Source organism: Rhodococcus sp. GA1, assembly GCF_024321955.1.
In the GTDB taxonomy this organism is placed as follows: domain Bacteria; phylum Actinomycetota; class Actinomycetes; order Mycobacteriales; family Mycobacteriaceae; genus Rhodococcus; species Rhodococcus pyridinivorans.
This window is the reverse complement of sequence record NZ_CP097186.1, coordinates 1,088,924-1,109,943: the sequence shown is the minus strand read 5'-3', so window position 1 is coordinate 1,109,943 and position 21,020 is coordinate 1,088,924. Positions and strand designations below refer to the sequence as shown.

The 21,020-nt window shown below is 69.2% G+C and carries 15 protein-coding genes; 4 read left to right on the top strand and 11 right to left on the bottom strand.

Going from position 1 to position 21,020, the window contains the following annotated elements:
* The first annotated feature begins 122 nt into the window (after positions 1 to 122).
* Positions 123 to 1,079 (top strand): glycine betaine ABC transporter substrate-binding protein, encoded by a 957-nt coding sequence (locus M3330_RS05125; RefSeq protein ID WP_255027269.1) that lies wholly within the window; start codon positions 123 to 125, stop codon positions 1,077 to 1,079.
* 18 nt (positions 1,080 to 1,097) lie between these two features.
* Here the strand turns inward: M3330_RS05125 and M3330_RS05120 are convergent, their stop codons facing one another.
* From M3330_RS05120 to M3330_RS05110, 3 genes are read right to left on the bottom strand one after another with little or no spacing between them, the layout of a single operon-like run.
* Positions 1,098 to 2,009: an alpha/beta hydrolase gene (locus M3330_RS05120; RefSeq protein WP_052040056.1), complete on the bottom strand. Its 912-nt coding sequence runs from the start codon at positions 2,007 to 2,009 to the stop codon at positions 1,098 to 1,100.
* An 8-nt stretch (positions 2,010 to 2,017) separates the two neighbouring features.
* Complete coding sequence (locus M3330_RS05115) at positions 2,018 to 2,845, bottom strand: SDR family oxidoreductase (RefSeq protein WP_019288078.1); 828 nt, start codon at positions 2,843 to 2,845, stop codon at positions 2,018 to 2,020.
* Positions 2,842 to 4,404, bottom strand: a complete 1,563-nt coding sequence (locus M3330_RS05110; protein WP_255027266.1) for an NAD(P)/FAD-dependent oxidoreductase — start codon at positions 4,402 to 4,404, stop codon at positions 2,842 to 2,844. The genes M3330_RS05115 and M3330_RS05110 overlap by 4 nt, the downstream gene beginning before the upstream one ends.
* A 70-nt stretch (positions 4,405 to 4,474) precedes the next feature.
* Here M3330_RS05110 and M3330_RS05105 point away from each other — a divergent pair, with 70 nt between their 5' ends.
* Positions 4,475 to 5,170, top strand: coding sequence for a TetR/AcrR family transcriptional regulator (locus tag M3330_RS05105; RefSeq protein ID WP_033097304.1), 696 nt, complete (start codon positions 4,475 to 4,477; stop codon positions 5,168 to 5,170).
* On the opposite strand, the gene M3330_RS05100 is transcribed toward M3330_RS05105, so the two are convergent.
* The 7 genes from M3330_RS05100 to M3330_RS05070 all read right to left on the bottom strand — a co-directional run bounded on the left by M3330_RS05100 (position 5,127) and on the right by M3330_RS05070 (position 18,587).
* Positions 5,127 to 6,920: a thiamine pyrophosphate-requiring protein gene (locus M3330_RS05100; RefSeq protein WP_255027263.1), complete on the bottom strand. Its 1,794-nt coding sequence runs from the start codon at positions 6,918 to 6,920 to the stop codon at positions 5,127 to 5,129. The two genes, M3330_RS05105 and M3330_RS05100, sit on opposite strands and share 44 nt — an antisense overlap.
* Positions 6,921 to 7,090: 170 nt before the next feature.
* Positions 7,091 to 10,867, bottom strand: coding sequence for a multifunctional oxoglutarate decarboxylase/oxoglutarate dehydrogenase thiamine pyrophosphate-binding subunit/dihydrolipoyllysine-residue succinyltransferase subunit (locus M3330_RS05095; protein ID WP_071934582.1), 3,777 nt, complete (start codon positions 10,865 to 10,867; stop codon positions 7,091 to 7,093).
* 203 nt (positions 10,868 to 11,070) lie between these two features.
* Positions 11,071 to 14,913, bottom strand: coding sequence for an ABC transporter ATP-binding protein (locus M3330_RS05090; RefSeq protein WP_255027261.1), 3,843 nt, complete (start codon positions 14,911 to 14,913; stop codon positions 11,071 to 11,073).
* An 81-nt stretch (positions 14,914 to 14,994) separates the two neighbouring features.
* The gene (locus M3330_RS05085) at positions 14,995 to 15,774 is read right to left on the bottom strand and encodes an ABC transporter permease (protein ID WP_024103462.1); all 780 of its coding nucleotides are present in this window, start codon (positions 15,772 to 15,774) and stop codon (positions 14,995 to 14,997) included.
* Positions 15,771 to 16,898, bottom strand: a complete 1,128-nt coding sequence (locus tag M3330_RS05080) for an ABC transporter ATP-binding protein (RefSeq protein ID WP_255028828.1) — start codon at positions 16,896 to 16,898, stop codon at positions 15,771 to 15,773. Before M3330_RS05080 ends, M3330_RS05085 begins: the two co-directional genes overlap by 4 nt.
* Positions 16,899 to 17,055: 157 nt before the next feature.
* The gene (locus tag M3330_RS05075) at positions 17,056 to 17,850 is read right to left on the bottom strand and encodes an alpha/beta fold hydrolase (RefSeq protein ID WP_200359705.1); all 795 of its coding nucleotides are present in this window, start codon (positions 17,848 to 17,850) and stop codon (positions 17,056 to 17,058) included.
* Positions 17,851 to 17,852: 2 nt separating this feature from the next.
* Positions 17,853 to 18,587, bottom strand: coding sequence for a hypothetical protein (locus M3330_RS05070; protein ID WP_006554327.1), 735 nt, complete (start codon positions 18,585 to 18,587; stop codon positions 17,853 to 17,855).
* 57 nt (positions 18,588 to 18,644) lie between these two features.
* Here M3330_RS05070 and M3330_RS05065 point away from each other — a divergent pair, with 57 nt between their 5' ends.
* Complete coding sequence (locus tag M3330_RS05065) at positions 18,645 to 19,505, top strand: AraC family transcriptional regulator (RefSeq protein WP_247848705.1); 861 nt, start codon at positions 18,645 to 18,647, stop codon at positions 19,503 to 19,505.
* A complete protein-coding gene (locus M3330_RS05060; protein ID WP_006554329.1) occupies positions 19,502 to 19,966 on the top strand; it encodes a VOC family protein in 465 nt (154 codons plus the stop codon). The genes M3330_RS05065 and M3330_RS05060 overlap by 4 nt, the downstream gene beginning before the upstream one ends.
* 33 nt (positions 19,967 to 19,999) lie before the next feature.
* On the opposite strand, the gene M3330_RS05055 is transcribed toward M3330_RS05060, so the two are convergent.
* Positions 20,000 to 21,019, bottom strand: coding sequence for a glutathione S-transferase family protein (locus M3330_RS05055; protein ID WP_006554330.1), 1,020 nt, complete (start codon positions 21,017 to 21,019; stop codon positions 20,000 to 20,002).
* Position 21,020 lies beyond the last annotated feature (1 nt).

Sequence of the window (21,020 nt, the reverse complement as noted above, 5' to 3'; positions counted from 1 at the left end):
CCGGCGAGATCGCACCGAACGCCCCGATCCGAACCGCACAAGGGTTCCGGACCGGGGCGTTCGGCGTCTCGGCGGGCCGGACGGTCGGGCACGTGCGGACCGTGGCGCACCGGTGGGCGACAATGACCGCCGTGGCGAACGAAGCGAGACGGATCCGGCCGGTCGCGGCGACGGTGCTCACCGCATGCGCGGCGGCGGCCGTGCTCCAGGGGTGTGCGTCGCCCGTTCTCGACGAGGCGGCACCGTCGACGACGGTGATCGTCGGGGCGGGGGAGCGGCCCGACGAGGAACTGCTCGCGCAGCTGTACGCGGGAGCGCTGCGCAGTAGCGGGATCGACGTGCAGGTCCGCTCCGGTGTCGCCGATCCGACCCCAGCGCTCGACGCCGCCGGCCTCACGCTGATCCCCGGCTACACGGGACGGCTGCTCGCGTCCTACGATCCCGGTGCCGACGCGACCGACGCCGAGGACGTCTTCGAAGCGCTGGCGCGCGCACTGCCCGACGAACTGACCATCTCCGATTACGCCTCGGCGCAGGACCGCGCGGTGCTGCTCGCCGACCGCGAACGGCTCACGCAATGGTCGGTGAGCCGCGTGGCCGACCTCGCCGGCCGCTGCGCCGACCTGACCTTCGCGGTGACCGAGGACTTCGACACCGCCGGTGGACTCACCGCCCTCGAACGCGCCGACTGCCGCCCGCGCGAGGTGCGACGGATCGAGGATGCACAGTCCGTCGCCGTCGCGTCGGAACCCGACACGGTCGTCGGAACCACCACGACGTCGTCCGCCCTCGCGGAGATCGACGCGGATTCGCCCGTGAGCACCGTGCCCGACGCACCCGACCGCAGCCCGCAGGACGACACGAACGCCGACGATGCGCCCGCCCCGGTCCTGCCGGCCCAGAACGTCGTCCCGGTCTTCCGCAAGGGCACCCTCGACGAGGCACAACTCGACGCGTTGCGGACCATCGCGGGTGAACTGACCACGAGCGATCTCACCGAACTGCGTGCGCGTGTCGAGGAGGGAGACGATCCCGAGACCGTGGCCCGCGAATGGATCGACGAACACGCCGGAGCGTGAACGGCACCCCGCGAGTACTCAGCCCGCGCGGGTGCCCATCCGGTCGCGGAGGAACACACCGAAGTCGGAGATCGCCGCGGCGGCCTCGGGAACGAGCGACGCCTGCAACGGCGCGACGTGCCACAGCTCGGGTTGTTCGACGAGGGTGACCTCGACGCCCGCCGCCCGGAGCTTCTCGGCGTACTGCCGCACCTGTGGGTGGAACATCTCCGCGGTGCCCACCTGGATGAGCGTCGGCGGCAGACCCGTGGGATCGGCGTGGATGGGCGCGTAACCGGGATCGGTGGGATCGCCTCCGGCGAGATACGCCTCGGCCGAGGAATACACCCAGCCCTTGTTCAGAACGACGTCGTTCACGTCGGGCAGGTCGCGGGCGGCCGGATCGGTCCACGGCGACAACAATCCGAGCGCCGGCGGGGTGATCCCGTGACGGTCGACGAGCCGGTGTGTGGTGGCCGCGGCGAGGCCACCGCCGGCCGAGTCGCCGGCGATCGCGATGCTCGACACCTCGAAGCCGTGCTCGCTGACGAGTTCGAGATAGGCCGCCTCGGCGTCGTTCAACGCCGCCGGATAGGGATGCTCGGGCGCGAGCCGGTAGTCGAGGACGTACACGGCCGCTCCGGACGCGGCGGCGAGATGCGCCGCGAGCGAGCGGTGCGTGGCGAGCGACCCGCCGGTGTATGCCCCGCCGTGCAGGTACAGGATCGCCGTGGTCCGCTCGGTGGCGCCCACCGTGATCCGCTCGGCGGGGCGTCCTCCCAGACGGATCGGGCGCACCACGGTGTCCTTCGGGAGGAACTGCAACGGCGCCGCGAGGTCGAGCAACCGGCGCTGCGTGGCGAACGACCAGCGCGGCGACAGCAGGGCACGGAAGAGAGGACGCAGGGCGGTACGCGCCACCCGCGGTGACAACTGCGGTGTCGGAGGCATGCCGCAGCCTATCCCCTCGGCACGACCCGGGAGGTCACGGTGGCGACGACACGCTGATAGGCCGGTCCGGCAACGCGGACGAAGGCGTCGAGCAGCTTCGCATCGGCGCCGATCAGTACACGCGCCTTGTTCTTCCGCACACCGGTGAGGATGGTCTTCGCCGCGTCCTCGGGGGTCGTGCGTGCGAGCTTGCGGTCGAAGAACTCCGCGAAGGTCGCCTGGTCGTCGCCGTCGGGGACGGCGGCGTTGCGCGCGATCGCGGTCTTGATACCACCGGGATGCACGCACGTGACCTGCACGGGATGCCGCGCGACGAGCATCTCCTGCCGCACCGCCTCGGTGAAGCCGCGCACGGCGAACTTCGCCGAGTTGTACGCCGCCTGACCCGGGATGCTCAGCAGACCGAACAGGCTCGAGACATTGATCAGGTGGCCGTCGCCCGACGCGATGAGATACGGCAGGAAAGCCTTGGTGCCGTTGACGACTCCCCAGAAGTCGACGTCCATCACGCGCTCGATGTCCTTGAACTCGGTGCGCTCGAGGTCGCCGTGATAGGCGATGCCCGCGTTGTTGTACACCTGGTGGACCGCGCCGAAGTGGGCGGCGACCTGCTCGGCGTACTCGAGGACCTTCTCGCGCTGGGTGACGTCGAGATGGTCGGCCTTCACCTCGGCGCCGAGTTCCCGTGCGCGACGCGCGGTCTCCTCGAGCCCTGTGGTGTCGACATCCGAGATCGCCAGGCGGGCGCCTCGGGCCGCGAGGGCGAGGACGAGGGCCCGGCCGATCCCGGAACCCGCGCCCGTGACGACGACGACCCGGCCTGCGACATCACTCATCGAACTGCTGCCTCTCGGGACGTGCGCTCCTGCGCGGGACGGTCGGTGGCGACGGGGAGATCCGATTCGGCGACGCTACGGTACGCCTCGAGGTCGAATCTGCGGGTGATACGGCGGAATTCGAAGGTGAATCCCGGCCACAGCGTGGTGTTGTTGCCGTGCTTGTCGAGATACCAGCTCGCGCACCCGCCGTTGTTCCACACGCTCGACCGCATCGCGCGCTGCAGGTCGCGGTTGTACTCGTCCTGCACGTCCTCGCGGACCTCGACCGTGCCGATGCGGTTGCGATCGATCGTGCGAACGGCGTCGACGACGTATTCGAGCTGCGACTCGATCATGTACACCATCGAGGTGTGCCCGAGTCCGGTGTTCGGTCCGACGAGGAAGAACAGGTTCGGGAATCCGGCGACCGAGCTGCCCTTGTACCCCCGCATGCCGGTCTCGTCGAAGACCTCGGCGAGCGAACGGCCTTCCTTGCCGAAGATGCCGGCGAAGGTCGGCGAGTCGGTGACGTGGAAGCCCGTCGCGACGACGATCGCGTCGACCTCGCGTTCGGTGCCGTCCTTCGTGACGATGCCGCGCGGGGTGACGCGTTCGATGCCGTCGGTGACGAGGTCGACGTTCGGCCGGTCGAGCGCGGGGTAGTAGTTGTTCGAGATCAGCATGCGCTTGCAGCCGATACCGTAGTTCGGCGTGACCTTCCGGCGCAGTTCCTTGTCGCGGATCTGCCGCCGGACCTGGATGCGCGCGGCGAGCTCGAGCGGCTTCATGAAGGCCTGCGCCTTGGCCAGACCCACGACCTGCGTCTCGCGGGCGGTGTACTGCAGGGCGCGTGAAAGGCGCTGGAAGCCGGGGATGAACCGGAAGGCGAACCGCTCGGGAGCGGTGTACTCGCGGTCGAAGCGGGGGAGGATCCACGGTGCCGTGCGCTGGTAGACGTCGAGATGGCCCACGGTGCCGGCGATGGCCGGCACGATCTGGATGGCGGAGGCGCCGGTGCCGATGACCGCGACGCGCTTGCCGGCGAGGTCGGCGTCGTGGTTCCACCGTGCCGAGTGGAAGATCTCGCCCTCGAAACCGGAGATGCCCTCGATGTCGGGCAGCGACGGCTCGCACAGGGCGCCCACCGCGGAGATCACGACCTTGGCGCTGTACTTCCCGCGCGTGGTGGCCACGTCCCAGCGGTGCGTCGCGGTGTTCCAGCGGGCCGTCTGCACGTCGCACCCGAAGACAGTGCGTCGCCGCACGTCGTATCGGTCGGCGACCGAGCGGATGTACTCCTGGATCTCCGGCTGCGGCGAGAACGAGCGCGTCCAGCCGGGGTTGAGGGCGAACGAGTAGGAGTACAGGTTCGACGGCACGTCGCACGCCGCGCCGGGGTAGGTGTTGTCGCGCCAGGTGCCGCCCACCTCGGAGGCGCGTTCGAGCACGAGGAAGTCCTTGCCCGCCTGCGACAGTCGGATGGCCGCACCGAGCCCGGCGAACCCGCTGCCGATGATCAGCGTGTCGACCTGACGGATCTCCGCGTCGGCGACGGTATCTGTAACCGGAAGACTCATGTACTCGAGGTTAGAGCGTTCCAGTGACCTGGTCAACACTTGTTGACCATAATTCAATAACGGTGTTTGCATGGTGGACGTGACAGACGACAGTCCCGGACCCCGCCGGACCCGCCTCGGTCCCGCCCAACGCCGGGCCCAGCTGATCGAACAGGGTCTCGAACTGCTCGCCGACCGGCCCCTCGAGCAGATCTCCGTCGACGAGGTCGCCGACCGGGCCGGGGTATCGAAGGGGCTGCTGTTCCACTACTTCGCCTCGAAGCACGACTACCACGTCGAACTCGTGCGATGCGTCGGCCAGGATCTCGTCGAGTACACCGCACCGGACGAAGGTCTCGAACCGATCGAGATGCTGCGCGGCACGCTCGTCGCGTACGTCGACTACGTCACCCGGCGCCGCGACATGTACGTCTCGATCCTGCGCGGCGCCACCAGCGGCGACCCCGACATGCGGGCGGCCTTCGAGGACACCCGCACAGCGCTCGTCGACCGGACTGTCGCGCACCTGCCCGCCATCGGGATCGAGCCGACGCCCGCCGTGCGGCTCGCCGTGCGCGGCTGGGTGGCCTTCGTCGAGGACACGACCATCGCGTGGCTACGCGATCCCGAACTCACCCGCGACGAGTTCGTCGAACTGGCCATCGCGGCGCTGTCCGGCGTTGCGCTGGCGGCACATTCGCTCCACTCATCGGCCGGTGACGCTGCTCCGGCCGGTGGGTTTCTCAGCGATCGTTTCCGGGAAGGTACTCCTGCAGCTTCGTCTTGACGCCCTGTTTCACGAAGCCCCAACGGTTCTCGTCACCGGCGAGCACGGCCTTGGCGACATCGGTGAACTGCTCCCACGTCGCGTGCGGCGGGATCGGCGGCATGTCCGGATCGGTGTACACGTCGAGCACCGTCGGACGGTCCGCGGCCAGCGCGCGATCCCAGGCCGAGCCCATCTCGTCCGAGGACTTCACGGTTTCGCCGCCCAGTCCGAGACTGCGCGCGAAGGCAGCGTAGTCGACGTCCGGAAGCGACTGGGACTCCGCGAATTTCGGTGCCCCACCCATCGCACGCATCTCCCAGGTGACCTGGTTGAGATCGTTGTTGTGGATGATCGCGACGACGAGCCGCGGATCGGTCCACTGCTGCCAGTACCGCTGGATGGTGATCAGCTCGGCCATGCCGTTCATCTGCATCGCCCCGTCGCCGGCGAACGCGACCACCGGACGACCCGGATGCGCGAACTTCGCGCCGATCCCGTACGGCACCGCCGGACCCATCGTCGCGAGGGTGCCCGACAGCGAACCGCGCATGTCACCGCGGAACTGCAATTGGCGCGCATACCAATTGGCGGCCGAACCCGAGTCGGCGGTGAAGATCGCATCGTCCGGCAGTCGTGGTGAGGCCTCGGCGAACATCCGCAGCGGATTGACGAACTCCGTCTCGACCTCCGCCTGCTGTCCCATGGTCTGCCACCAGCGCTGCACGTTCTGCTCGATGCCCTCACGCCATGACCGGTCCTCCTTGCGCTGCAGCAGCGGGACGAGCGCGTCGAGCGCGGCGGCGGCATCCGCGACGAGGTTGACCTCGTTCGGATAGCGCATCCCGATCATGTTCGGGTCGATGTCGATCTGCACGCAGCGGGCCTGGCCGTATTCGGGCAGGAACTGGCTGTAGGGGAGGGACGAACCGACGATGAGCAGCGTGTCGCAGCCGGTCATCATCTCGTGGGTGGGCCGCGTGCCCAGCAACCCGATCGATCCGGTGACCCACGTCAACTCGTCCGACAGCACGTCCTTGCCCAGCAGGGCTTTCGCCACCCCGGCGCCGAGCAGATCCGCGACCTGCTCGAGTTGCACCCGCGCACCGCGGGCGCCGCTGCCGACGAGTATCGCCACCTTGTCCCCGGCGTTGAGGATCTCCGCGGCCCGCCGGATCGCGTCGTCGTCCGGTGCGATCCGGGGACGGTCGAAGCCGACGCTCGACGGCACCATCTTGAACTCGTGGCCGGGCGGGGAGTACTCGAGTTCCTGCACGTCGCCGTGGATGATGACTGCCGTGGGAGTGCGGTACGCGATGGCGGTGCGCATCGCCCGGTCGAGGACGTTCGGCAACTGCTCGGGCACCGTCACCGTCTCCACGAACGCCGACGCCACATCCTTGTACAGCGTGTGCAGGTCCACTTCCTGCTGGTACGACCCGCCCATCGCTGAACGGTCGGTCTGGCCCACGATCGCCACCACCGGAACGTGGTCGAGTTTCGCGTCGTACAGGCCGTTGAGCAGATGGATCGCGCCCGGGCCGGAGGTCGCCATGCACACCCCGGACCGGCCCGTGAACTTCGCATAGCCCACGGCTTCGAAGGCGCTCATCTCCTCGTGCCGGGACTGCACGAAGACCGGATCGTTGCCGGTGCGCGTCCAGGCGGCGAGGATCCCGTTGATGCCGTCGCCGGGATATCCGAAGACGTGGTCCACCCCCCACGCGCGCAGGCGGTGCAACAGGTAGTCGGCCACGGTCGGATTTGCCATCGGTAGCTCCTCGCAGGACACGATCGGGGGTCCTCCGGAGGGTGCCCGTCGTGCCCGGTCCGAAACACACCGGAAAAAGGCGTGAGCCGGGTCGATCGCCCCTCGCGGGGACGAACCGACCCGGCTCACATGAGAACCGTCAAGGACCCGAAGGATCCGAAACGGAGCTTCTAGCGACCGAAGGCCTTCTCGATGATCTCCTGCTGCTCGACAGCGTGGACCTTGCTCGAACCGGACGACGGTGCCGACATCGCGCGACGCGACACGCGCTTGATACCGCTGAGCTTGTCGGGCAGCAGTTCCGGCAGCGCGAGGCCGAGGAACGGCCAGGCACCCTGGTTCGCCGGCTCCTCCTGGACCCAGAAGAACTCGGTGGCGTTCGGGTACTGCTCGAGCGTCTCGGCGATGCGGCGACGCGGCACCGGGTACAGCTGCTCGATGCGCACGATCGCGACGTCGTCACGACCTTCCTTCTGCTTCTTCGCCAGCAGTTCCCAGTAGATCTTGCCGGAGGTGAGCAGCACACGAGTGGCCTTCGACCGGTCGGCCGTGCCCTCCTCGTAAGGAACCTCTTCGAGCAGCGAGCGGAACTTGCCCTGCGTGAAGTCCTCGATGTTGCTGACCGCGGCCTTGTTGCGCAGCATCGACTTGGGCGTGAACACCACCAGCGGGCGGCGGATGCCGTCGAGGTGATGGCGGCGCAGCAGGTGGAAGTAGCTCGCCGGGGTCGACGGAACCGCGACCGTCATCGAACCCTCGGCGCACAGCTGCAGCCAGCGCTCGATGCGGCCCGAGGTGTGGTCGGGACCCTGGCCCTCGTGGCCGTGCGGCAGCAGCAGCACGACGTCGGAGAGCTGACCCCACTTGGCCTCACCGGACGAGATGAACTCGTCGATGATGGGCTGCGCGCCGTTGACGAAGTCGCCGAACTGCGCCTCCCACAGCACGAGCGCGTCGGGGTTGCCCACCGAGTAGCCGTACTCGAAGCCCAGACCCGCGAACTCGGTCAGCGCCGAGTCGTAGACCATGAAGCGGCCGCCGTTGCCGGCCTGGTTGGCCAGCGAGGCGAGCGGGTTGTACTCGTCGCCCGTCTTGCGGTCGATGATGACCGAGTGGCGCTGCGTGAACGTGCCGCGACGCGAGTCCTGACCGGCCAGGCGCACCAGGGCACCTTCCTCGGCCAGCGAACCGAACGCGAGCAGCTCGGCGAACGCCCAGTCGATCTTGCCGTTGCGTGACATCTCACGACGCTTCTCGAGCACCGGCTTGACGCGCGGGTGGACGGTGAAGCCCTCGGGCGCCTCGGCGAAGGCGTCGCCGATCCGCTCGAGCACCGGCCGGTCGACGGAGGTGTCGAGACGCTTCGGCGGGGTCTGGTCGAGCTCGACCGACTCCGACGGCTCCGGCGGGTACTTCTCGAGTTCGCGGACCTCGTTGAAGACCCGTTCGAGCTGTCCCTGGTAGTCGCGCAGGGCGTCTTCCGCTTCCTTGAGCGAGATGTCGCCGCGGCCGATCAGGGCCTCGGTGTAGCTCTTGCGGACGCTGCGCTTGGTATCGATCACGTCGTACATCGCCGGCTGGGTCATCGACGGGTCGTCGCCCTCGTTGTGACCGCGGCGGCGGTAGCAGATCATGTCGATGACGACGTCCTTGTGGAACTTCTCGCGGAAGTCCACGGCGAGCTTCGCGACCCACACGCAGGCCTCGGGGTCGTCGCCGTTGACGTGGAAGATCGGCGCGCCGATCATCTTCGCCACGTCGGTGCAGTACTCGGACGAACGCGAGTGCTCCGGCGCGGTGGTGAAGCCGACCTGGTTGTTGACGACGATGTGCACGGTGCCGCCGGTGCGGTAGCCGCGCAGCAGCGCAAGGTTGAGGGTCTCCGCGACGACGCCCTGACCGGCGAACGCAGCGTCGCCGTGCAGGAGCAAGGGCAGGACGGTGAAGCCGTCCTCGCCCTTGTCGAGGATGTCCTGCTTGGCGCGGACGAGGCCCTCGAGCACCGGGTTGACCGCCTCGAGGTGCGAGGGGTTCGCGGTGAGCGAGACCTTGATGTCGTTGTCGCCGAACATCTGGATGTAGGTGCCCTCGGCGCCGAGGTGGTACTTCACGTCGCCGGAACCGTGCGCAGCGGCCGGGTTCAGGTTGCCCTCGAACTCCGAGAAGATCTGCGAGTACGGCTTGCCGACGATGTTCGCGAGCACGTTCAGGCGACCGCGGTGCGGCATCGCGATGGCGACCTCGTCGAGCGTGTGCTCGGCGGCCTGGTCGATGATCGCGTCCATCATCGGGATGACGGACTCGGCGCCCTCGAGCGAGAAGCGCTTCTGACCGACGTACTTGGTCTGCAGGAACGTCTCGAACGCCTCGGCGGCGTTGAGGCGGCTCAGGATGTACTTCTGCTGGGCGACCGTCGGCTTGACGTGGTGCGCCTCGACCCGCTCCTGCAGCCACTGCTGCTGCTCGGGCTCGAGGATGTGGGTGTACTCGACACCGACGTGGCGGCAGTACGCGTCGCGCAGCACCGACAGCACGTCGCGCAGCTTCATCTTCGGGCGGCCGTGGAAGCCACCGACATTGAACTCGCGATCGAGATCCCACAGCGTCAGGTCGTGGGTCGTGACGTCGAGATCGGGATGCGACCGGAACTTGTCGCGCACGAACTGCAGCGGATCGGTGTCGGCCATGAGGTGGCCGCGGCTGCGGTAGGCGGCGATGAGCTCGAGCACACGGGTGTGCTTGTCGACGAGACCTTCCGGCACGTCCTTGCGCCAGCGGACCGGCTCGTAGGGGATGTGCAGGGTGTGGAAGATGCCGTCGTAGAAGTCGTCGCTGATGAGCAGCTCGTGGATCTTCTTCAGGAACTCACCCGACTCCGCGCCCTGGATCACGCGGTGGTCGTAGGTGGAGGTGAGCGTCAGCAGCTTGCCGATGCCGATCTCGGCGAGCCGCGCGTCGGACGCACCCTGGAACTCGGCCGGGTACTCCATGGCGCCGGCGCCGATGATCGCGCCCTGGCCCTGCATCAGACGCGGGACCGAGTGCACGGTGCCGATACCGCCCGGGTTGGTCAGCGAGATCGTGACGCCGGAGAAGTCGTCGCCGGTGAGCTTGCCGTCGCGGGCGCGGCGCACGATGTCCTCGTAGGCCGAGTAGAACTGCGCGAAGTTCATCGTCTCGCAGTTCTTGATGGCCGCCACGACCAGCGAACGCTGGCCGTTCTTGCCGGGCAGGTCGATCGCGAGACCGAGGTTCGTGTGCGCGGGCACGACGAGGTTCGGCTTGCCGTCGACCTCGGCGAAGTGGTTGTTCATGTTCGGGAACGCCTTGACCGCCTGGACGATCGCGTAACCGAGGATGTGGGTGAACGAGACCTTGCCGCCCCGGGTGCGGGCGAGGTGGTTGTTGATGACGATGCGGTTGTCGAACATCAACTTCGCGGGCACCGCGCGAACACTGGTGGCCGTCGGGATCGACAGCGAGGAGTTCATGTTCTTCGCAACGGCAGCAGCGGCGCCGCGCAGAACCTTCTTCTCCTCGGTGGCCTGGCCCGACGGGGCCGCGGCGGGCTTGGGAGCCGGCTTCGCGGGCGCGGCCTGGGCCTTCGGCTGCGTCGCAGGCTTGGTCTCCGCCTTCGGTGCAGGCTTGGCCGGCGCGGCCTCGGCCTGCGGTGCGGGCTTCGCCGACGCGGTCTCGGTTTTCGGTGCAGGCTTGGTGGGGGCCGAAGCGGAGGAACTCGGCGCAGATGCTGTGCTCGGCGCGGGCTTCTCGGTCGTGGCGGTGTCGGAGCCGTTGGTGCCTCCGGCCACCGCGGCTTCCGGCGAATAGTCGGTGAGGAATTCGTGCCAACTCGCGTCCACGGACGAAGGGTCGTCCTGGAAGCGCTGGTACATCTCGTCAACCAACCACTGGTTCTGTCCGAACTGTGATGTAGAGCTGCTGCTCACGGCAGTTGTTCGCCTCGTTTCTTTCTTCGGTACCCGATCGGAGCGCCTGTGAATATGAGGCTAGCCCGTGGCATGTGACGATCCGAACTGACCGCGCATGTCGGTGGGCTACCTCACAATCTGGTGCGATGGGGTCTCCATCGATGACGGTTCTCGAGAGCCGATTATTCCCTCTAAGGTGCATCGGCGCAGCGCGCACCCCGTTACAAACGTGAGGACGATCTCATGTTCGATCCTTCCGTCGTCGAAGTGAGCAGGACCTCGGGCTCCTCCGGAACGAGACCACCGGTAGCGAGTTGCCACAAAGTGGTGTACAGACCTCCCGCTCGGCGGAGCTCGTCGTGGGGCCCGCACTCGACGATACGGCCGTCGTCGACGACCACCACGAGATCGGCGCGTGCGGCGGTCGCGAGACGGTGCGCCACCACCACGGCCGTCCGCGAGCGGGCCACCCGCGCACCCGCCTCGAGCACCGCCTTCTCGGTGGCGGGATCGAGGGTCGCGGTGGCCTCGTCGAGCAACAGAAGATCGGGGTCCACCAGTTCGGCGCGCGCGAGTGCGATGAGCTGACGCTGCCCTGCCGACAGACCCTGGCCGCGCTCACCCACCGGATGGTTCATGCCGCCGGCGAGTCCCGCGATCATGTCCAGCGCCCCCACGGCGCGCGCGGACGATTCGATCTCCTCGCGCGTCGCCTCGGGCCGGCCGTAGGCGATGTTGGTCGCCACCGTGCCCGTGAACAGGTGCGCCTCCTGCGGCACCACCCCGAGCCGGCCCCGATAGTCGCGCAGACGGTAACGGCGCAGATCGGTGTCGTCCACCCGCACCGAACCGGAGGTCGGGTCGTAGAACCGGGCGAGCAGTTTGACGACCGTCGACTTCCCGGCACCGGTGCGGCCCACCAGGGCGACCGTCGAACCGGCCGGGATCGACAGGTCCACATCGCTCAACGCGTCACGGTCGGCCTCGCTGTACCGGAAGCCCACCTGCCGCAGGTCGACGTCGCCGCGGAGGTGCCCGGTGATGGCGACCGTGCCCTCCTCGGCAGACTCGAGCGAGCTCTCGGTCCGCAGCAGGTCGCCGATCCGGCGCAGACCGACGCGCGCCTGCTGGTAACCGTCGAAGACCTGCGACAACTGCTGGATGGGTGCGAACAACAGGTTCAGATACAGCACGAACGCGATCAGCACACCGGGGCCGACCGCGCCCGACGCCACCTCGCGGGCGCCGACGAAGACGACCGCCGCGAGCGCCAGATCGGACAGGAAAGTGATGAAGGGGAAGTACAGCGAGATGGCCCGCTGCGACCGCAGGCGACTGCGCCGATAGGCCTCCGCGCGCTCGGCGAACCGCCGCGCCGCGGTCTCCTCCCTGCGGTAGGCCTGGGCGGCGCGCAGACCCGTGACGTTCTCCTGGAAATCCGCGTTCACCAGGGAGATGCGTTCGCGGGACTGCGCGTACGCCGTCCCGGAGACCTTCCGGAACCACAGGGTCGCGCCGACCAGCACGGGCAGCACCGCCAGCACTACCAGGGCCAGCGACAGATCGGTGGCGATCAGCGCGATCGAGATACCGGTGAGCGTCAGCACCGCCACGACCGCGGTGGACAGGCCGGTCTGGATGAACTGCGACAGCGCGTCCACATCGGTCGTCATCCGCGTCATGATCCGGCCCGACAGTTCGCGTTCGTAGTAGTCGAGCCCGAGCCGTTGCAGGTGCGCGTACGAGCGCACGCGCAGCCCGAACAACACCCGTTCGCCCGCCCGCGCGGTGAGCACCGTGAGGATCGCGACCACGAACCAGCCGAGCAGCGCGAGCAACACACCCGCGGCGGTCGCCTGCCACAGCCGGGACGGATCGCCCGGGGTCACCCCGCGGTCGACGGCGTACCGCACCAGCGACGGGAACGCGATGCTCGTCAGCGACTCCACCGCCAGGCACAGCACGACGACCGCCAGCAGTGCGCGCACCGGGCGCAGCGTCGTCCACAATCGGAACTGCGGGTCGGGCAGGCGCAGGGCCTCGGACCGCAGGGCCGGATCGCGTCCGGGGGTCTCGGTGGCCGGGGGAAGCGCGTCGACGGCCGCGCGCAGTTCCGGGGTCGGGGCCACCGCGCCGAGCGCCCCGGACACCGGCCCGCCGCGGCCACCACTGCCCGCCGGTCCGCCGCGACCTCCACCGACCGCCGGAGGATTCCGGACGGTACCGGACGGCTCATCGTCGTCCGGTTCCTCGGGCCACAACTCACCGGCGGGAACCGGGCGTTCCGGTGCCGGTGCGGCGTCGTCGTCGGTCGAGAGCAGACGCCGGAAGACGGGACTGCGCTCCTCGAGTTCGTCGACCGTCCCGATGTCGACGATGCGTCCCTCGTCGAGCACGGCGACCCGGTCGGCGAGTGCGAGCGTCGACCGCCGATGGGCGAGCACGAGGGTCGTGCGGCGCCGACCCGCCCGCAACGCGCCGTAGATCGCAGCCTCGGTCTCGGCGTCGACCGCAGAGGTCGCGTCGTCGAGGATCAGCACCCGCGGATCGACGAGCAGTGCCCGCGCCAGCGCGACCCGCTGCCGCTGCCCACCGGACAGTGTCAGGCCGCGTTCACCGACGACCGTGTCGTAACCCTCGGGGAGGGCCTCGACGAAGTCGTCGGCGCGTGCCGCCGCGGCCGCGGTGCGGATCTCGTCGTCCGACGCGTCGGGCCGGCCGAGCGCGATGTTGGACGCGACCGTGTCGGAGAACAGGAACGGCTCGTCGAAGACGAGGCCGACCGCCCCGCGCAGATCGTCGGCGCGGAGCGTGGCGACGTCGATGTCGCGGCCGTCCGCGGTCAGGCACACCGACCCGCGGTGTGGCGCGTAGAAGCGGGGGAGCAGCAGCGACAGCACGGTCTTGCCCGACCCGGCCGGGCCGACGATCGCGACGGTCTCGCCGGGCGCGATCTCCAGGTCGAGGCCGCGCAGTACGTCCCGGTCGTCGTCGAAGCCGAACGTCACGTCCTCCAGGTGCACCCCGAGCGGACCGTCGGGCAGTTCGACGGGATGCGGGGGATCGGCGACGTCGGGTTCGGTGTCGATCACCTCGTACACCCGCTCGACGGCGGCGCGGGACAGCTGCGCCATGATCACGACCTGCGAGAGGGTGCGGGTCGTCCCCGTCATCGTCGCCACATAGGCGGTGAACGCCACGAAGGTGCCCACGGTGATTCCGCCCTCGAGGGCGAGCCAGCCGCCGAGAGCGATGGTGGCGACGAGCCCGAACTGCGGGATCGCACCCATCGGCGCCGAGAACCACGCGTTGATTCGGGCGGCACGCAGACGCTCCGCGTACAGCCTGCGACCGTGCTCCTCGAGTTGGTCGACCGCGTGCGATTCCTGCCCGAATCCCTTCACGACCCGCACGCCCGTGACCGTCTCCTCGACGTGCTGGGCGAGATCGGCCGCGCGCTGCTGCGCCGACCAGGTCGCGGCGAACAGCCTCGGGCGCACGACCCGCACGAGACCCGCGATGATCGGGACGATGACCACCGCGACCAGCGTGAGCAGCGGCGAGAGGGTCGTCATGATCACCAGCGCGAGCACGAATTGCAGCAGCGCACCCGCCGACATCGGCACCATCGCGAGCAGCCCTTGCACGAGCTGCAGGTCGGTGATGGACCGCGAGACCACCTGACCCGTGCGGATGCGGTCCTGACCGTGGCCGTCGAGACGTTGGAGTGAGCCGAGCAGGCGCAACCGCAGGTCGTGCTGCACGTCGAGCGACAGGCGTCCGGCGAGCATGCGGCGCCCGTACTGGCAGCCGAACCGGATCACCGCACCTGCCGCGATCGCAGCCGCGGCCAGCCCGATCAGGCGCAGGTCGTCGGCGGGCACGTCGCCCTGCCCGGTCGCGCTGTCGACCGCGACCTTCGTCAGCAGTGGGAAGGTGATGTCGATCAGGGCGGCGACGACGGTGACGGCCAGCGCCCCGACGGCTGTTCTGCGGTGTTTCAGGCATTCGGCGACGAGCCGGGAAATCCATCCCGGCGAGCGCGGAATCGGGTCGTGTGCCATCGAACCGACATTAGCGCCGAGCGACGACAGGGCACGTCGGAGCCGCCCGGGGAGGGCCGGTGACGCAGGTGATCGAACGTGTCAGACGACGTCGGCGGTGCGGGCGCGCCACCAGCCGAGGCCGCCCAGCACCACGGTCCAGAGGAGCAGGAGCAGCGGGGCCGCCGGCCACGTCATCTCGAGTGTCACGTCCTCGGGCATCGACACCGCGGAGAACAGCACGTACCAGGTCACCTGCGCCGGCAGGTACGACGCGATCGCGCCGAGACCGAGACCGTGCAGGACGACCGAGACCATCAGCTCCCCGAACGGCACCCACGCGCAGATCGCGAGCACACTGCCCGTCGTCGACCGTGTGAGCAGACCCAGCCCCGCTCCGATGAGCGACCACATCAGCGCGCAGAACAGACCGATGCCCATCACCTTGGCGACCGATCCGAGGTCGGCACCGTCGAAGCCCCCACCGAACAACACGAGCGTCGCGGCCGCCGCGACTTCCGTGACGATGCAGTACAGCAGCCCGATCACGGCGACGGTCGCGAACTTCACCCCGACGACCCGGTCGCGTCCCCGCGCGGTGAGGAAGGTCGTCACGATCGTTCGGTGCGCGAACTCGCTGCCCGTCGCCACCGCGCCGAAGATCGCGGCGAACAGGAACACCAGCGACAACGAGAGGGAGATGCCGACCGCGGCGGCGACGGCCTCGGCGAAACCGTCACCGAAGCCGAGTTCGAGTTGCCGCGCGACCGGCAGCGTCAGCGCCCCGCAGAACAGTCCCACCAGCAGCGGTGCGATGCCGAGGATCCACCAGTAGCGCAGGCTCAGGACCTTGCGGAACTCGGCGGTGAGAAGCGCGGTCATGCGGTGGGACCTCCTTGCCCGGTCGGCGGTCGGTTCGGCTGTCCCCACTGCGACTGCGGGTACTGCTGTGAGTTCGGGTACTGCTGTGAGTTCGGGTACTGCTGTGCGGTCGGGTACTGCTGATACTGCTGGCCGTTCGGATACGGCTGGGCCTGCGGGTGCTGCTGGGCACTCGGGTATTGCGGGCCCTGCGGATACTGCCCGCCCGGCGGATGGTGGGCTCCGTGCCCCGGATACTGCGCGACCGGCGCGGCCGCGTAGCGACCGGCCGTCATCGCCAGGTAGACCTGCTCGAGATCGACGTGCTCGACACTCGTCCCGAACAGCGTCACCTCCGCGATCGCGGCGATCTCGGCGATGCGGTCGGAAGTCACACCGACGACCGCGAGCCGTCCGTCCTGCTGCACCTGCGCGTCGGTGTGCCCGGCCGCGGCGAGTGCGGTCGCGAGGCGGGCCGGGTCGGAGGCCGCGGCGAACACCCGCGAGCGGTAGGCGTCGCGCAGATCGGTCATCGAGGTCTCCGCGACCAGGTGACCGTTCGCGATGATCACGAGGCGGTCGGCCATCTGCTCGATCTCCCGCAGGATGTGGCTCGAGATCAGCACGGTCCCGCCGTTGGCGGCGAATGCGCGGAGGAAGTCGCGCAGCCAGGCCATGCCCTCGGGGTCGAGTCCGTTCGCCGGTTCGTCGAGTACGAGATAACGCGGTTGTCCGAGCAGGGCCGTCGCCAGGGCGAGTCGCTGCCGCATGCCGAGGGAGAACTCCCCGATGCGACGCCGCGCGACCGACCCCAGGCCGACGAGGTCGAGCATCTGCCTCGCCCGTTCGTCGGGCACGCCGATCGCGGCACAGTAGATCTGCAGGTGTGTCAGCGCCCGGTGTTTGGGGTGGGCGCTGCGCGCGTCGAGCACCGCTCCGACGACCTGTGCAGGCTGCTGCAGGGAGGTGAACGGCACGCCGTCGACGAAGGCGTTCCCGGCGCTCGGCCGGACGAGGCCGAGCATCATGCCGAGGGTGGTGGTCTTGCCCGATCCGTTGGGTCCGAGGAAGCCGGTGATCGAGCCCGGCGGCACCGTGAACCACAGATTCGATACGGCCGTGTGGTCACCGAACGTCCTGTTCAGGCCGTGGACGGCGATCCCCGCGCCCGGTGCCCCCGAGGGCACCCGGGGATCGGGTGTGCCGTACGGCGGTTGCGTTGACGGTGCTGTCACGGATTCGGACCCCCGCGTCGTCGAGAGATGGGTGCGGCTGGTGCCGCGGTCGCCGTGAGCTTACGGGTCAGTCGAGGAAGGGCAGGACGGCGTCGAGGAATTCGCGGGGCGCGTCGAGCTGAGGACAGTGCCCGGCATCGGGGATGATCACCACCCGTCTCCGGCCGCCGGCCTGCACCCGTCGTGCGGCGTGAGCGGGCGTCAACCGGTCTTGTGCACCCCACACCAGCAGGGCCGGCATGTCGAGGGCGTGCACCATCTCCGGGATCGGCAGTCGGCCGAGCTCACCGATCGCGTGCCGGCCCACGGTCAGCAGTGTGTCGACCTGCTCGCGGGTCGCGTAGTTCGCCGCGAACGCCGTGCGCGCCGCCCTGTCGAAGGTGCCGCGCCGGTGCACGGCGGCCCGCGCGTACAGGGCACCCATGGCCTGCTGCATCACCGGAGCGGGCAGCAGGCGCGACAGTTCGACCGGCATGCGTGCACCCTGTGTCCACCACCGGGGGATCCCGGCGAGACCCGGCATGTCGGCGAGCACCACGCGGTCGACCCGGGACGGGTGGACCGACGCGAACACCAGTGCGGTGACCGCACCGAGCGAGTTCCCGACCAGCGACACCGGTTCGGGAACGTCGTCGACGAGCTCGTCCAGGACGTCGACATAGTGGTCGAGCACGGGGGTCTCCCAGTGCTGCGCGCTACGTCCGAAACCGGGCAGGTCGACCGCGAGCACCCGGTGCCGTTCGGCGATCGCCGGCGCGACCTTGCACCACGTACCGCCGTGATCGGAGAAGCCGTGCAGCAGAACGACGGTGCGTGGTCCCGCACCGGACTCCCGTACGAACACCTTCCCGTCGGCCGGCACGGTCAGTCCTTCGGGACCGGAACACCGGTGTCGAGCGCCGGTGCCTCTCCGCTCGCCGGGAGGACGGGACGTGCGACGGGCCACGCGGCCGGCGGTGGACCGAAGGCGTCGCGGGCGTTCTGGATCGTGCGCTTGCCCAGCGCACGGTTGCCGACGCCACCGATCGCGGCGCCGATACCAGCGGGGACGAGCTTGCCGATCAGCAGCGGACTGCGCTTGGCGAAGTACCGGCGGATGAATTTCTTGACCAGGGAATTGTTCAGCGTCTTCAGCTGGGTGCCGCCCGCGCCGGTGGTCAGCGCCTTGGGCCAGTTGCGCAGCGACGCGCCGGTCGCGGTCGCGACGATCTCCCGGCCGGCGTCACCGAGGGAGACGGCGAGCACCAGCGCGCGGCGCTGCTCGTGGTTGTGGGGTTCGATCCCGTGCACCGATGCGATGGCCAGGGTGAGCAGCGCGGACGCCTCGAAGAAGAAGGCCGTCTCGGCGCCGACCGCGCCGATGGCCGCGAGTGTCCCGATGCCGGGGAAGGCTGCGGTCGCGCCCGCCGCGGACCCGCTGCCGGTGACGGTCAGCAGGAACTGCTTCTCGAGCCGCTCGATGATCTGCGCCGGGGACTCGTCGGGGTGCGAGCGCCGCATGAGATCGACGTACTTGGCCACCGCAGGGCCCTGCAGCCTCGCGCCGTTGTCCAGCATCTTGACGATAAAGGCCTCTGCGACGCCTGCCTTGTTGCTCATCGTGCCCCTGTTCTCCGGTGCTCTTGTCTTCCGGACTGCTCTCACTACGCTGGTGCCATGACCGGGTCCGCAGTCGGTGAGTCTGACGGCGCCAGGCGGCGTCCGACACCCCTGCTGACACCCTACGTACGGTCGTACGAGGGGTATCGGCTCGACGGTTTCCCGTCGGGGACCCATCTGGGTATGCCCTCTCCGGAGGTCACCGTAATCCTCACGATCTCCGAACCCGTCGAACTCTCGCGGGGCGACGGACGGTGCCCGGAACGTTTCGACGCGCTCGCCGGAGGGTTGTCGACGCAACCGGTGCCCATCGTCCACCACGGCCGGCAGCACGGGATCCAACTCGCGCTCACCCCCGCGGGTGCGCGCGCCCTGCTGGGTGTGCCCGCCGCCGCGCTCGGGCCGTGGGCCGTCGACCTCGAGGACGTCATCGGCGCCGACGGCCGGGAGTTGTTCGACCGGATCTCCGCGGTCGAATCGTGGGACGAGCGGTTCGCCGTCCTCGACCGGATTCTCACCCGCCGCCTGGTCGCCGCACGGTCGACGAGTCCGGACGGGCACCTCGTCCACGCCTGGCACCTGCTCGTGACGCACCCGGCTCGCCCGGTCCGCGCTGTTGCGGACGAACTCGGATGGAGCAGGCGACACCTCGCGAACCGGTGCGCCGCCGAGTTCGGACTGTCCCCGAAGGACGTGGCCCGGGTGGCGCGCTTCGACCGGTCGCGACGGATGCTGCGGGCCGGCCCCGGCCGCCGCCTCGCCGATGTCGCCGCCGAGTGCGGCTTCTACGACCAGGCGCATCTCGCACGCGACTGGCGCGATCTGGCGGGCGTCCCGCCGTCGCGGTGGCTCGAGGACGAGGTGTTCCCATTCGTCCAAGACGACCGGGGGGTTCCGGGCCGACACTCGGAGACATGACGAACACAACGAATTCCACGCAGCAGTCGACCACCCTCACACCCACCGTCGACACGGTGTGGCCGTGCTTCGCCTACACCGACGCCCGGGGCGCGATCCGTTTCCTCGTGGACACCCTCGGGTTCGCCGAAGCGGAGGTCTACGGGGAAGGGGATCGCGTCGACCACGCAGCCCTGCTCTGGCCGCACGGCGGAGGGGTCATGCTCGGCTCGACCGGTCGCGGGTCGCCGCTCGACCAGCACGCCGACAGGGGCGCCGCCTATCTCGTGCTTCCCGACGACGTCACCGTCGATGCCCTGTACGAGAGGGTGCTCGCCTCGGCGCAGGCGGAGGACCCGGCGGTCCGCGCGACCGTGACCGTCGAACTCCGCGACGAGGACTACGGATCGCACGGGTTCACCTGCCGGGACCCGCACGGTGTGTACTGGACGATCGGCACCTACCGGCCCCGCCGGCCGTAGGAACCGTCGCAGGGGGGTCAGCGTCGCAGGGGATCAGCGGGCGACCGTGCCGTGCCCTTCGGGGACCACCTCGCTCGGACGCGGCGGGGGCGGCGGTGTGCCGTCCCCGAACGGCCGCCCGCCGAGCGCCTCACGGCCGTGCGGATCGAGCCAGTTCGACAGGTCCGGTCCCTTCGGCACGATGCCCGTGGGATTGACGTCGGTGTGCACGAGGTAGTAGTGCTGCTTGATCTGAACGAAGTCGATGGTGTCGCCGAAGCCGGGTGTCTGGAACAGATCGCGCGCGTAGGCCCACAGCGCCGGGAAGTCCGCGAGCCGGTTCCGGTTGCACTTGAAGTGCCCGTGGTAGACGGGATCGAACCGGACGAGCGTGGTGAACAGGCGCACGTCGGCCTCGGTGATGGTCTCGCCCACGAGATAGCGCTGCGCCCCGAGGCGTTCCTCGAGCCAGTCGAGGCGGGCGAAGAGACGGTCGAAGGCCTTGTCGTAGGACTCCTGCGAACCGGCGAAACCGCACCGGTACACGCCGTTGTTGACGTCCTGGTAGACGAGCTCGGCCACCTCGTCGATTTCGCCTCGTAGCTCCTCGGGATACAGATCCGGGGCGCCCTCGCGGTGGAACTGCGTCCACTCGGTGGAGAAGTCGAGGGTGATCTGCGGATAGTCGTTCGTCACGACCTGCCCGGTGGGCACGTCGACGACGGCCGGGACGGTGATGCCGCGGTCGTATCCGGGGAATCGCGCGAAGTACGCGTCCTGCAGTCGCGGGATGCCGAGGACGGGGTCGACCCCGCCCGGGTCGAGATCGAACGTCCAGCTGCGCTCGTCGTGCGTCGGGCCGCACAGTCCCAGCGACAGAGCGTCCTCGAGACCGAGCAGCCGCCGCACGATGAGGGTGCGGTTGGCCCACGGGCACGCCCGGGCGGCGACGAGCCGGTACCGCCCCGACTCGACGGGATAGCCGTCGCGCCCGTCCGCGGTGATGCGGGTTCGGATGTAGTTGGTGTCGCGGGCGAACTCCGCACCCGGCTCGACGTACTTGTTCTCGGTCACC

What these genes read in the sequence shown, in the direction of transcription:
- M3330_RS05125 (WP_255027269.1), top strand. Translation starts at nt 123, where the DNA reads ATGACCGCCGTGGCGAACGAAGCGAGACGGATCCGGCCGGTCGCGGCG.
- M3330_RS05120 (WP_052040056.1), bottom strand. Translation starts at nt 2,009, where the DNA reads ATGCCTCCGACACCGCAGTTGTCACCGCGGGTGGCGCGTACCGCCCTG.
- M3330_RS05115 (WP_019288078.1), bottom strand. Translation starts at nt 2,845, where the DNA reads ATGAGTGATGTCGCAGGCCGGGTCGTCGTCGTCACGGGCGCGGGTTCC.
- M3330_RS05110 (WP_255027266.1), bottom strand. Translation starts at nt 4,404, where the DNA reads ATGAGTCTTCCGGTTACAGATACCGTCGCCGACGCGGAGATCCGTCAG.
- M3330_RS05105 (WP_033097304.1), top strand. Translation starts at nt 4,475, where the DNA reads ATGGTGGACGTGACAGACGACAGTCCCGGACCCCGCCGGACCCGCCTC.
- M3330_RS05100 (WP_255027263.1), bottom strand. Translation starts at nt 6,920, where the DNA reads ATGGCAAATCCGACCGTGGCCGACTACCTGTTGCACCGCCTGCGCGCG.
- M3330_RS05090 (WP_255027261.1), bottom strand. Translation starts at nt 14,913, where the DNA reads ATGGCACACGACCCGATTCCGCGCTCGCCGGGATGGATTTCCCGGCTC.
- M3330_RS05085 (WP_024103462.1), bottom strand. Translation starts at nt 15,774, where the DNA reads ATGACCGCGCTTCTCACCGCCGAGTTCCGCAAGGTCCTGAGCCTGCGC.
- M3330_RS05070 (WP_006554327.1), bottom strand. Translation starts at nt 18,587, where the DNA reads ATGAGCAACAAGGCAGGCGTCGCAGAGGCCTTTATCGTCAAGATGCTG.
- M3330_RS05065 (WP_247848705.1), top strand. Translation starts at nt 18,645, where the DNA reads ATGACCGGGTCCGCAGTCGGTGAGTCTGACGGCGCCAGGCGGCGTCCG.
- M3330_RS05060 (WP_006554329.1), top strand. Translation starts at nt 19,502, where the DNA reads ATGACGAACACAACGAATTCCACGCAGCAGTCGACCACCCTCACACCC.